The organism is Sphingomonas alpina (assembly GCF_014490665.1).
GTDB classification, from domain to species: Bacteria; Pseudomonadota; Alphaproteobacteria; order Sphingomonadales; family Sphingomonadaceae; genus Sphingomonas; species Sphingomonas alpina.
Genome location: NZ_CP061038.1, coordinates 1,966,690 through 1,978,670 on the forward strand (window position 1 = coordinate 1,966,690; position 11,981 = coordinate 1,978,670).

The window sequence follows — 11,981 nt, forward strand, 5'->3', positions numbered from 1 at the left end:
CGCAACGCCATAGCGAGGGGAGCGCGGGTTGACAAAGGCGGCATGGAAAGAGAAGCGCGGCCCCACATATTTACGTCATCCCGGCACGAGCCGGGATCTCCCGTTATGGCGCGCGCGCTTGCGGCGCGAGATCCCGGCTTGCGCTAGGGTGACGAACCAGAGTGAGAATCCGAATGCACGCCTATCGCACGCACACCTGCGCACAGCTCCGCGCCGCCGATGTCGGAACATCGGTCAAGCTTAGCGGCTGGATTCACCGCAAGCGCGACCACGGCAATCTGCTGTTCGTCGATCTGCGCGACCATTACGGCATCACGCAGATCGTCACCGATAGCGACAGCCCGACTCACGCCGCACTCGACAAATTGCGCGCCGAATCCGTCGTGACGATTACCGGCGATGTGGTCGCCCGCTCGCCCGAGACGGTGAATGCGAACCTGCCCTCGGGCGAGATCGAGATACGCGCTCGTGACGTCGTGGTGCAGTCGGCGGCGCAGGAATTGCCCATGCCGGTGTTCGGCGAGAATGAATATCCCGAGGATATCCGTCTCCGTTACCGCTTCCTCGATTTGCGGCGTGAGCGGCTCCACGCCAATATCCTGCTGCGCTCCAACGTCATTTCGTCACTCCGCAGCCGCATGATCGGGCAGGGCTTCACCGAATTCCAGACCCCGATCCTGACCGCCTCGTCGCCCGAGGGCGCGCGCGACTATCTGGTGCCGAGCCGTGTCCATCCAGGCAAGTTCTACGCGCTGCCGCAGGCACCGCAGATGTTCAAACAGTTGCTGATGGTCGCCGGCTTCGACAAATATTTCCAGATCGCGCCCTGTTTCCGCGACGAGGATGCCCGCGCCGATCGCTCGCCCGGCGAATTCTACCAGCTCGATTTCGAGATGAGCTATGTCACACAGGACGATGTGTTCGCGGCGATCGAGCCGGTGCTGCACGGCGTGTTCGAGGAATTTGCCGACTGGCAGGGCAAGGGCCGCACCGTATCGCCATTGCCGTTCAAGCGCATCCCGTACCGCGAATCGATGCTTAAATATGGCAACGACAAGCCTGACCTGCGCAATCCGGTCCTGATCACCGATGTGTCGGAGCTGTTCAAGGGTTCAGGCTTCGGGCGCTTCGCCTCGATGGTCGAAGGCGGCGACGTGGTGCGCGCGCTGCCGGCGCCCAATACGCATGAGAAGAGCCGCAAGTTCTTCGACGACATGAACAGCTGGGCACAAGGCGAAGGCTTTCCCGGCCTGGGCTATGCGACGCAGAAGGACGGCGTATTCGGCGGCCCGATCGCCAATAATCACGGCCAGGACGGCATGAAGGCGATCGCCGACGCGCTCGGCCTCGGCCCGAACGACGGCATTTTCTTCGCCGCAGGCAAGGAAGCGCAGGCAGCGAAGCTTGCCGGCCTGGCGCGGACGCGTGTCGCCGACCAGCTCGGCCTGATCGACCAGAATCGCTTCGAATTCTGCTGGATCGTCGATTTCCCGATGTTCGAATATGACGAGGACGCGAAGAAGGTTGATTTCAGCCACAACCCCTTCTCGATGCCGCAGGGCGAGATGGAAGCGCTGGAGACGATGAACCCGCTCGATATCCTGGCCTATCAGTACGACATCGTCTGCAATGGCATCGAATTGTCGTCGGGTGCCGTGCGGAACCACAAGCCGGAGATCATGTACAAGGCGTTCGAGATCGCCGGCTATACCCAGGCCGATGTCGATACCAACTTCGCCGGCATGATCAACGCGTTCAAATGCGGCGCCCCGCCGCATGGCGGTTCCGCGCCAGGTGTCGACCGGATCGTCATGCTGCTCGCCGATGAGCCCAATATCCGCGAAGTGATCGTCTTCCCGATGACGCAAAAGGCGGAAGATCTGATGATGGGCGCGCCGGCATTCGTGACGTCGAAGCAGCTCAAGGAACTCAACATCCGCACGGTCGACGCTCAGGCCATCAAGCCTGCATAAACGCTGATCTTAATAGTCCCGTCGCCCTGCGAAAGCAGGGATGACGGGGGAGCCGGAGCCATATTTGCCAAGAGCGTCGGGGCTTGTCCTGCATCTCTGTGTGCCGCATGGGCGCTTCCCACGCGCAGGGGGCGCGAACGGGCAGAGGCGGGACAGGCATGCTCAATGATCAGCTGACGCCCGAACCGCCGTCCCGGCTGGTGCGCAGCCTCGGCGTGTTCGGTGTGCTGTTCCTGACGCTCTCGGTCACCACGCCCGCCTCGTCGGTGTTCGTGATCATTCCCGGCATGTTGCAGGTCGCCGGCACCGGCGCGATCTGGGCGTTGATCCTGGCCGGGATCGTGTGCATCGCCACCGCCTTCATCTATGCCGAACTCTCCTCGGCCTGGCCGGTCGCAGGCGGCGAATATGTCGCGGTCGCGCATACGTTGGGGCCGCTTGCCGGCTTCGTGATGCTCGGCGTCAACGTGTTCAACAATATCTTCTTCGTTCCCGTCGCCGCTCTCGGCATCAGCGCGGTGCTGTCGACCATCGTGCCGGGCCTGCCGCAAGTGCCGGTGGCGATCGCGGTGGTGATCGGCGCAACCTTCATCGCAATCCTGCGCATCCGCATCAACGCCTGGATGACTGGCATCTTCTTGCTGTTCGAAGTGCTCGCGCTGATCGTCGTTGCGGTGCTGGGCTTTCACGGCGCCGCGCGCTCGGCAGCCGAATTCCTCACCGCACCGGTGATGCCTTCCCCGGCCGGGCTGGTGCCGACCACCCTGACCCAGATCGGCCTGGCCACCTCGATCGCGATTTTCGCGCTCAACGGCTATGGCTCGGCGGTCTATTTCGGCGAGGAGATGCACGATGCCTCGCGCAGCATCTCCCGCGCGATCCTCGCCGCACTCGTCCTGACAGTATTGCTGGAGGTGCTGCCCGTCCTTGGCGGGCTGATGGGGGCAGGGGACCTGGCTGCGTTTCTGAGCGCCGATGATCCCTTCGGCCTGCTCGTCGCGGCGCGCGGCGGCGACACGCTCGCCGGCTGGGTTGCGATCGGCGTGGTGATCGCCATCGTCAATGCGGTGATCGCCTGGGTGCTGGCCTGCGCACGCTTCTTCTATGGCACCGCGCGCGACGGATCCTGGGGGCGGCCACTCGATCGCTGGCTCACCACCCTCCATCCGCGTTTCGGGTCGCCCTGGATCGGCACCTTGCTGATCGGCGCGATCGGGGTCGCCTGCTGCTTCCTGTCGATTCAGCTGCTGCTGATCCTCAGCGGCACCGGGCTGATCGTGATCTATGCCGGCATCTGCGTCGCCGCGATCGTCGGGCGCCGCACCGGGCGGACGGCGCATGCCCATTACCGCATGCCGTTCTACCCCGTCGCGCCGGTGCTGACCCTGGTTGCGCTGGCCGGCGTCGCCTGGGCAAGCTGGATCGATGTCGAGGAGGGCGGTCGCGCCGCCCTGATCATGACCGGCGTGCAGATCGCGCTGTCCGCCGGCTATTACTGGTTCGTGCTGCGCCGGCGCGGCAATTGGGAAGTGCAAATCCCGTCGGCCTGAGTTTATGATGTCGATATGAGCATCAATCTATCCGATTATGAATCGGGCAAGAAGTTCGACGGCGATTATTCCGACGCGTTGATCGCGGTCCAGGAGCGCCTCGCCCATATCCAGGTCGCGCACATCGTGCACAAGAAGCGCGCGATCGTCCTGTTCGAGGGCTGGGACGCGGCGGGGAAGGGCGGGATCATCCAGCGAATGACCGCCGAATGGGACCCGCGCAATTTCGAGGTCTGGCCGATCGCCGCACCCACCGCCGACGAACTCGCCCGCCATTTCCTGTGGCGCTTCTGGAAAAGATTGCCGGCGGACGGCAATATCGGTGTGTTCGACCGCAGCTGGTACGGCCGTGTGCTGGTCGAGCGGGTCGAGGGCTTTGCGACCGAGGCGCAGTGGCGCCGCGGCTATGACGAGATCAACGAATTCGAGGCACAACAGGCGGATTCGGGCACCACGATCGTCAAGATGTTCATCCACACCACGCAAGCCGAGCAGGACGAACGGCTCAAGGCGCGACTCGATCATCCCTGGAAACGCTGGAAAACCGGTGCCGACGATTATCGCAACCGCGACAAACGCGGCGCCTATCTCGATGCGATGGCGGAGATGTTCCGCCGTACCGACACGCGCTGGGCGCCGTGGTGCGCAATCGATGGCAACAACAAAAAGGCGGCGCGCATCGCCGCGCTGACCGCGATCGCCGACCGGCTGGAGGCGAATATCGACATGACCCCGCCGCCGCTCGACCCGGCAGTGGAGAAAATGGCGCGCAAGGCGTTGAAGGGATGATGCCGGATCCGGTCGCGCGGGTGTTTGCCGGCTATCCGGCCGATGCTCGCGCGGCGCTGATGACCATCCGCGATCTGATCTTCGCGGTCGCGGCCGAGACGGATGCCGTCGGTGCGCTGACCGAGACGCTGAAATGGGGCGAGCCGGCCTATCTGACCGAGGCATCGGGCAGCGGCAGTACGATCCGCATCGCCTGGAAACCGGCAGTGCCGGATCGCTATGCCCTGTACTTCAACTGCAAGACCAGCCTGGTCGATACTTTCAGATCGATGTTCGAGACGCTCAGTTTCGAGGGCGATCGCGCGATCACGCTTGGGATTGGCGATGCCGTGCCGGAAACCGAACTATCCGCCTGTATCCGTCTCGCCTTGACCTATCATCGCCGCGCCGGACGCGACGGCTGATCAGGCGATATCGAAGCGGCCTTTATCGTCCATCACATGCAGCAAGCCGTCGGCAATGGCGAAATAGGCGCCGTGCAGCGTCAGCGTGCCAGCCGCCTCGCGCTCGGGAATGCACGGAAAGGTGCGCAGATTGGCGAGGCTGACCCGCACCGTTTCCATCTCCAGGGCGCGCACCGCGTTCGGGCCGGTCCCCAGCCGCGCGACGATGTCGTCGCGCGCTTCATCAAGCAAGTCGATCCAATGGTCGATAAACCCGCCTTCGCCCGGCGGCTTGCCGGCAAAAGTCTGCTGGATCGCGGCATGGACGCCGCCGCATGAGCCATGCCCCATCACCACGATTTCCGACACCTGAAGCTGAGTCACCGCGAACTCCAGCGCGGCGGATACGCCATGCCGGCCGCCATCGAGCTCGAATGGCGGCACCAGATTGGCGATATTGCGCACGACGAAGATCTCCCCCGGCGAGGTATCGAAAATCTGTGCCGGGTCGACCCGGCTGTCCGAACAGGCGATCACCATCACGCTTGGCGTCTGTCCATCGCTGAGGACCGCCCAGCGGCTGCGTTGCTGCGCCCAGGACGAGTCGCGAAAGCGGTGATAGCCCTGGATGAGATTCGAAAAGCCGGTCATGGCGCTCCTTTTGCACCGGGAACGGGGGGTGGCAAGCGGGCCAAAGCATCGCTATCTGCGACCCCATGACCGACATGACTCCGCTCCCCCGCCCGGAACGCCAGCGCAAGCCCGACTGGATCCGCGTCAAAGCACCGACCAGCGTCGGATTTGCCGAGACCAAGGCGATGATGCGGCGGCTCAATCTCAATACGGTATGCGAAGAAGCGGCGTGCCCGAATATCGGCGAGTGCTGGACCAAGAAGCACGCGACGGTGATGATCCTCGGCGACACCTGCACCCGCGCCTGTGCCTTCTGCAATGTGAAGACCGGCATGCCGCGCGCGGTCGATGCGCTGGAACCGCAACACACCGCCGATGCGGCGGCTGAGCTTGGCCTCGAACATATCGTCATCACGTCGGTCGACCGTGACGACCTGCCCGATGGCGGCGCGTCGCAATTCGTCAAGGTGATCCAGGCGCTGCGCCGCACGACGCCGAAAACGACCATCGAAATCCTCACGCCGGATTTCAGGAACAAGGCACAGGCCGCGGTTGAATCCATCGTCGAGGCGCGACCCGACGTCTATAACCACAATCTCGAAACCGTGCCGCGTCTCTATCCGACGATCCGGCCGGGCGCGCGCTATTATGCGTCGCTACGCTTGCTCGAAAGCGTCAAGCGCCACGATCCGTCGATCTTCACCAAATCCGGCGTGATGGTCGGGCTGGGCGAGGAAAGGCTCGAAGTGCATCAGGTGATGGACGACATGCGTTCGGCCGACATCGATTTCCTGACCATGGGCCAGTATCTGCAGCCGACCCCGCGCCACGCCAAGGTGCTGGACTTCGTCACGCCGCAAGCCTTTGACGCCTATGCCGCGATCGCGCGCGCGAAAGGTTTCCTGCTGGTCGCGGCATCGCCGCTGACCCGGTCGAGCTATCATGCCGGCGACGATTTCGCAGCCTTGCGCGCGGCAAGAGAGGCGAAGCTCGCCCGCGCCTGATGCCCCGCCATTCAGAAACCCGCCGCTTGCCCTATAGTCGGGAACAGATGTTCGACCTGGTCGCCGATGTCGGGCGTTATGCGGAATTCCTGCCTTGGGTGACGGCAATCCGCGTGCGGTCGAACAGCCCGACCGAAATGGTCGCCGACATGATCGTCGGCTTCAAGGGACTGCGCGAAACCTTCACCTCGAAGGTCGAGAAGCAGCGCCCCGACCATATCCGGGTCGATTATCTCGACGGGCCGCTCAAATATCTGCGCAACGAATGGACCTTTCGTGCCGATGGCCAAGGGGCCTGCCTGGTCGATTTCAGCGTCGATTTCGCATTCAAGAACAAGATGTTCGAGATGCTCGCCGGGCAAGTGTTCGGATCGGCGCTGCGCAAGATGATCGGCGCGTTCGAGGATCGCGCCGCAGTGCTTTATGCCGGCTCGTCCTCCGCCGATGGCAACAGCAGTTCGAGCGCACACAGCGCCGCCTGAAGCCGGACGCCGCCGCGCCCGAGGTCGCCGAAATCCTTGCGATCCGCCACCACATGGCCGGGATCTGCGCCTTTCTCGGCACGTGCGAATACGACCGTCCCGACCGGTTTCTTTTCGGTACCGCCACCGGGGCCGGCAACGCCGGTGATGGCGACGGCGACGTCCGCGCCGCTCATCTCCAAAGCCGATTGCGCCATGTTCCACGCCACCGCGATCGATACCGCGCCGAAGGTTTCGAGAATATCGGGACTGACGTTCAGCAATTCCAACTTGGCATCATTGGAATAGGTCACAAAGCCCGCTTCGAGCACATCGGACGATCCGGGAATTTCGGTGATCGCCGCCGCGACCAGGCCACCGGTACAGCTTTCCGCGACGGTGATCCGCCGCCCGATCGCCTTGTTGGCGTCGACGACGCGCCGAGCGGCATCGACCAACGCCGCGGGCAGGATGGTGTCCATGGTCAATTCCGGCCCGCAGGGCAGACCGGCAGCTTGGAATTCTCTTTCTTCTCGCCGCTCAACTGCACCAGGGTGACGATCAGTTCGGCGGCATTGCGCGGCGGCAGGGGCGCGATCAGCGTGACGATCCGGTCGATCTGAGCGCAATCCTTTGGCTTGATGTCCTTGGCGATGACCGGTGCCATCAACGACGCTATCATCGGCTTGAAACTATCATTCTCCAGCGCCGGCTTCATCTCGTCGCCGGCAATCTTGGCCAATGCTGCTTTCGCCGATGGCCATGCCGAATCCGCTTCGGCGCGATATTTGTCGATGAACGCGCCCGATGTCTGACGCAGCAGCGCGTCGGCCGGGAGCACAGTCGCGCAGGTTTCGCCGACGGCCTTGATCGCGTCGGGGGCGATGAACAGCATCAACCCCGAAGCCTCGGCCGGGGTCACGCAGGGCTTGGCCGCAGCCTCGGCCGCCTGAACGCCGGTCGCGCCCATTCCGGCCCAGAGGGTAATGGCTGCCGTCAGCCCGATCCGCCGCTTCGTCATTATGCGTCCCCCATGATCCTGATCGTTGCAATTGCCTGGGCGGCGATTCCTTCGCCGCGTCCGGTGAAACCGAGCCGCTCCGTCGTCGTCGCCTTGATGCTAATCTGGCCGGGAGCGAGCCGCAACAGCGCTGCGACCCGGTCGCGCATCGCCGCGCGGTGCGGGCCGATCTTCGGTGTTTCGCAAATGATCGTCAGGTCGATGAAATCGATGATCCCGCCGCGCGCGCGGATGAGCGCTGCGGCATGTTCGAGAAACTGCGCCGAATCCGCGCCACGCCATTGCGGGTCGCTGGGCGGGAAATGCGTGCCGATATCCCCCTCGGCGATCGTGCCGAGCAAGGCATCGGTGATCGCGTGAAGCGCGACATCGGCATCGCTATGCCCCGACAATCCCTTGTCATGGGGAATGAGCACACCGCCGAGCCATAATTCCTCACCCTCGGCGAGGCGGTGGACATCATAGCCGGTCGCACTGCGCACGCGCATCGTGGCGGCATGACGCATTTCCGCGTTCACGAAATCGGCCGGATAAGTCACTTTTTCGAGCATCGCATCGCCTTCGACCAAAGCCACGGTCGCTCCTGATTTGCGCAGCATCTGCGCATCGTCGGTGGGTTCGTCGCCGCTCCAGCCGCGATGTGCGGCGAGGATCGCGTCGAAGCGGAACGCCTGAGGCGTCTGGATACGGAACAGGCCGTCGCGCGAGACGCCGGCGCCGAGCACCTCCATGCCGCGCGCAAGCGTGTCGGCGACGGGCAGGGCGGGAACCGCGCCGCCATCCTCGTCCAGCGCGGCGAGCAGGCGATCGATCACCGCCACGGGCAGGAAAGGGCGAGCTGCGTCGTGGATCAGCACGCGATCCATGCCGGTTTCGGCGAGGTGCTCCAGCCCCGCCAGGACCGACAGGCGCCGCGTGGCACCCCCGGTCACCCGCTCGACCGGGCCGAGCGCCTTGTCGAGCTGGGCATCCTGGCCGTCGCCGATCACGACGATCACCCGGCCAATCGCCGGATGCGCGGCAAGCGTGGCATGGCTGTGCGCGATCATCGGCTTGCCCGCGACGGGCGCGAACTGCTTCGGGCCGTCGCCACCGCTGCGCAGGCCCTGGCCGGCCGCGACGATGATCGCCGCAGTGCGAGGTCCGGCGGGGTGGGGTGGGGCGGGGCGGGAGGCAGGACTGGCCGTCATGCCGATCGCCTAGCCCATGCCCGACCGCCTCGCCACCCGCTATTCGGCATGCGCAATGGCCGATCGCGTCGGGGGCCGGGTGTGTGTGCGGGAAGGGCGGGGGTATTTCCACGCCGGTGCGATAGCAGTCGCCGCACGGGGTTTGAATCCGGGGATGGGACAGTGGCGGCCACGGACGGCCAGTGGATGCAGAGATATGTTACACCGGTCGTGTCACATTTCCTTTGCCAGCCCCGGCGCGGGGGTCCTGTTAATATATAGTAATATCAATATGTTATTGATATTTCCTCACTGGTTTCGGATTGGCGTTCATCGTCCCGGTGTTGGACCGTGTCCCGAATCTCCGGTCGCGGATTTGGTGTCGTCCGGCGGATCGCGTCGCTGCAGGCGACCGCAATTGGTGGACTGCCGCCGTGACGAATATGGTACCAAGGTGCATCCTTCACCCGAACGGGGGAAGCGGGATGCAAGGGCGGGATTACACCGTCTTCATTGGGGACTGCCTCGGGCAAGGCATGTTCGCCAGGCAATTGTTTTGAGGGGGAAATATATGCGCCGGACATTGACTGCTTTCGCCATCGTGTGGCTCGGGATTCCGGGCGCCGTTTCAGCGCAAACCGGCAGCGGCGGCCGTGCCGACCTCGACGCGCCCGAGCTCGACGATCTCAACGTCGCCAAGGTCTTTTTCCGGGGAGGCTGCTTCAGTTATGAGTTTGGGGGAAACGGGAATTTCATCGATTCCGAAGAGGATGATTTCCTCTGGACGGGGGAATGCGTTGCCGGGCAACCCATAAATGGATCCGGCGTTTTCAAAAGAGTCACCGTGAACGGAAGTCTGAAGGGAAACTGGACAGAGACATCTGCAACCTATGTCGATGGTGTTCAGAACGGCAGATATACCTGGAACTCGTTCGTGCCGGGGAATTCGCCCGACCACCGCAATTTCAATGGGTCGGGCACAATTACCCGAGGCTGTGACGATAGTGAAAACGACCAATATTGCGTCGCAGATTTTTCCAAACTCGCGAAAAAACGCGGATTAGTCGCGTCGCACGATCCGGCAATTGCATCGAATGCGGCGGATCGCGATCAACGCGACGACGATGTTGGCAGCGCCAATGGGCAGCAGTGCCAGCGGCTGGCCAGCATCATGAATAGTCCGGCCCCCACCATTGGCGCCCTTGCCTCGCTGACGCACACGGTCGCGGTGCTCAAGGCTTCGATCGCGATGATCGATCTTCCCTGTGGCAAGCCCTGGATCGTCAGCAATGATCGAGCTGCGATCGCGCAGTCGCGGGCCCAGCAATATGAAGCCTGGAAAACCGCACGAACCGGATGCCTGCAACTGACCGCAGGGGTTGCGTCGGAGGCGGCTGTCGCAGCGCTTGATGACGACAATCCATGCAAGGAGGTCGTGCAGCCTAGTTAGTATCGAGGTGTCGCATCGTACGGGCGTCGAGTGAATGACAACCGCCCCCCGTATCGCTTGAGCCTGCACCGACAGCGCCGGTGAGGTTCTACGCGACTAGGCGGAAAAGAGCGAGCGATCCGGCGTCAGCGCCCCAGCCCTTTAGGCTGTTCGGCGGCCAGCAGGTCGATCGCCATCCTGGAGCGTAGGGGCAGATATTGGGCAGCCGGCCAGACTGCGTAGCATTCCAGCGTGGCGGAGGGGCGGTCGCGCCACAGCTCGATCAAATCACCCGAACATATTCGCTCGCGGACCGGCCAATGGGGAGTCCAGGCTAGGCCATGCCATCGACCGCGGCGTCCGCGATCACGTCCAGATCGTCGAACCGCATGCGAGAGACAGCGGGCACCTCGACGAGAGCGCCGCCCGCTTCCGTGTTGTCCCGCGCATTTTCGTCTCCATTTCAGCGCCCCACCGGATCAGTGGCTCGATCGGGTTTGCTGCGCCTGGCGAACACGTCCTTCGCGACCGGCAGCGCCGACAGAGTGCCGATAGACTGCAACCATAGTTCTACCAATTGCGTCCAGCGCCCAACCGGTAACTTGGTTGGACGAACGCCAAACGCGTGTCCGCCTTCTGCATAAACATGTAGTTCGGCAGGGATGCCTGCTTCCTTGAGAGCCACATAATACGTCAGGGATTGCTGAACGCTATCTACTGTGTCGTTTTCGGCATGCAGGAGGAATGTCGGCGGTGTATCGGCTTTCACTTTTATATCGGGGCGCAGCTTCAAGTCAGATGGATCGCGAGTGGCTTTATCTTCGTCTTCGTGCGCCCAGAGGTGGCCGGGGTAAACGATGATGGCGAAGTCCGGGCGACAACTCAGCCTGTCCGCACCATCCACCGGCGCATAGGCACGCTTTGCGAAATTGGTACTCAATGCCGCTGCCAGATGCCCCCCGGCGGAGAATCCGATTACCCCGATCTTATTGGGATCAATGCGATATTGCTTGGCGCGCTGACGTACCAGACCAACCGTCCTCTGTGCGTCCTGCAAGGCCGTGGGCACCTTGGGATAATAGCGTTTGCCATCCCGCAATGTCGGGCCGGAATCCGGCACCCGGTACTTCAAAAGGACACAGGTGATGCCTCTGGACGTGAGCCAGTCGCAGATTTCTGTTCCTTCCAGATCCATGGCCAGGAACTGATAGCCGCCGCCCGGCAAGACCACCGCAGCCGCACCCGTATTTTGCCCCTTGGGCAAGTAGATCGTCATAGTAGGCTTGCTGACGTCGTTTGCCCTTGGCCACCATTCCCGGCCCGGTGGGGGACCCACCGATTCAGGTTTAGCATTGGGTAAAGGGTCGGGGACTGGTCCAGCCCATATTGCTTCCTGCACGTGGCCCGGTGATGGCTCCCAGATTGCCGGAGCGCGATTATCACTTGCGCTTGCCGCGGTGAGTGGCGGGCTGGATGTGGAAACGGCCGCGAGGATCGAGCCAAGTCCCGCAAGTCCCACAAATATTGATGTGGTCAATTTCATCGCTCGATCGCCTGTCCCTCATGAAA

13 protein-coding genes are annotated in these 11,981 nt (G+C 63.1%); 7 read left to right on the plus strand and 6 right to left on the minus strand.

Translation table 11 applies throughout. The annotated features are described in order from the left end of the window. Nucleotides 1–173 precede the first annotated feature (173 nt). The 4 genes from aspS (at nucleotide 174) to H3Z74_RS09020 (ending at nucleotide 4,716) form a co-directional block, all read left to right on the plus strand. Nucleotides 174–1,973 (plus strand): aspartate--tRNA ligase, encoded by a 1,800-nt coding sequence (gene aspS / locus H3Z74_RS09005; RefSeq protein WP_187763548.1) that lies wholly within the window; start codon nucleotides 174–176, stop codon nucleotides 1,971–1,973. Between the two features lie 158 nt (nucleotides 1,974–2,131). Beyond that, nucleotides 2,132–3,523, plus strand: coding sequence for an APC family permease (locus H3Z74_RS09010; RefSeq protein ID WP_187763549.1), 1,392 nt, complete (start codon nucleotides 2,132–2,134; stop codon nucleotides 3,521–3,523). A 15-nt stretch (nucleotides 3,524–3,538) separates the two neighbouring features. Next, nucleotides 3,539–4,312 (plus strand): polyphosphate kinase 2 family protein, encoded by a 774-nt coding sequence (locus H3Z74_RS09015; RefSeq protein WP_187763550.1) that lies wholly within the window; start codon nucleotides 3,539–3,541, stop codon nucleotides 4,310–4,312. Further along, nucleotides 4,312–4,716 (plus strand): DUF1801 domain-containing protein, encoded by a 405-nt coding sequence (locus H3Z74_RS09020; RefSeq protein ID WP_229726987.1) that lies wholly within the window; start codon nucleotides 4,312–4,314, stop codon nucleotides 4,714–4,716. The genes H3Z74_RS09015 and H3Z74_RS09020 overlap by 1 nt, the downstream gene beginning before the upstream one ends. On the opposite strand, the gene H3Z74_RS09025 is transcribed toward H3Z74_RS09020, so the two are convergent. Then, the gene (locus tag H3Z74_RS09025) at nucleotides 4,717–5,346 is read right to left on the minus strand and encodes a carbonic anhydrase (RefSeq protein WP_187763552.1); all 630 of its coding nucleotides are present in this window, start codon (nucleotides 5,344–5,346) and stop codon (nucleotides 4,717–4,719) included. A 65-nt stretch (nucleotides 5,347–5,411) separates the two neighbouring features. Here H3Z74_RS09025 and lipA point away from each other — a divergent pair, with 65 nt between their 5' ends. Further along, on the plus strand, nucleotides 5,412–6,332 hold the full coding sequence (gene lipA, locus H3Z74_RS09030; RefSeq protein WP_187763553.1) for a lipoyl synthase: 921 nt from the start codon (nucleotides 5,412–5,414) through the stop codon (nucleotides 6,330–6,332). Next, entirely contained in the window at nucleotides 6,332–6,814 is a 483-nt protein-coding gene (locus tag H3Z74_RS09035; RefSeq protein ID WP_187763554.1) for a type II toxin-antitoxin system RatA family toxin, read from the plus strand. The genes lipA and H3Z74_RS09035 overlap by 1 nt, the downstream gene beginning before the upstream one ends. Here the strand turns inward: H3Z74_RS09035 and H3Z74_RS09040 are convergent. Genes H3Z74_RS09040 through H3Z74_RS09050 form a run of 3 tightly spaced genes read right to left on the minus strand, consistent with a single transcriptional unit; the run spans nucleotide 6,754 to nucleotide 9,004 of the window. Beyond that, complete coding sequence (locus H3Z74_RS09040; RefSeq protein WP_187763555.1) at nucleotides 6,754–7,275, minus strand: CinA family protein; 522 nt, start codon at nucleotides 7,273–7,275, stop codon at nucleotides 6,754–6,756. The two genes, H3Z74_RS09035 and H3Z74_RS09040, sit on opposite strands and share 61 nt — an antisense overlap. A 2-nt stretch (nucleotides 7,276–7,277) precedes the next feature. Further along, nucleotides 7,278–7,814, minus strand: a complete 537-nt coding sequence (locus tag H3Z74_RS09045) for a hypothetical protein (RefSeq protein WP_187763556.1) — start codon at nucleotides 7,812–7,814, stop codon at nucleotides 7,278–7,280. Continuing rightward, the gene (locus tag H3Z74_RS09050) at nucleotides 7,814–9,004 is read right to left on the minus strand and encodes a bifunctional 2-C-methyl-D-erythritol 4-phosphate cytidylyltransferase/2-C-methyl-D-erythritol 2,4-cyclodiphosphate synthase (protein WP_187763557.1); all 1,191 of its coding nucleotides are present in this window, start codon (nucleotides 9,002–9,004) and stop codon (nucleotides 7,814–7,816) included. The genes H3Z74_RS09045 and H3Z74_RS09050 overlap by 1 nt, the downstream gene beginning before the upstream one ends. Before the next feature lie 550 nt (nucleotides 9,005–9,554). Between H3Z74_RS09050 and H3Z74_RS09055 the strand changes: the two genes are divergently transcribed. After that, nucleotides 9,555–10,433, plus strand: a complete 879-nt coding sequence (locus H3Z74_RS09055; protein WP_187763558.1) for a hypothetical protein — start codon at nucleotides 9,555–9,557, stop codon at nucleotides 10,431–10,433. Between the two features lie 125 nt (nucleotides 10,434–10,558). Here the strand turns inward: H3Z74_RS09055 and H3Z74_RS09060 are convergent, their stop codons facing one another. Beyond that, nucleotides 10,559–10,699, minus strand: coding sequence for a hypothetical protein (locus H3Z74_RS09060; protein ID WP_187763559.1), 141 nt, complete (start codon nucleotides 10,697–10,699; stop codon nucleotides 10,559–10,561). Between the two features lie 176 nt (nucleotides 10,700–10,875). Then, nucleotides 10,876–11,688 carry an alpha/beta hydrolase gene (locus H3Z74_RS09065; protein WP_229726988.1) on the minus strand — a complete coding sequence of 271 codons (813 nt, stop codon included), beginning with the start codon at nucleotides 11,686–11,688 and terminating at the stop codon, nucleotides 10,876–10,878. Between the last annotated feature and the right edge of the window lie 293 nt (nucleotides 11,689–11,981).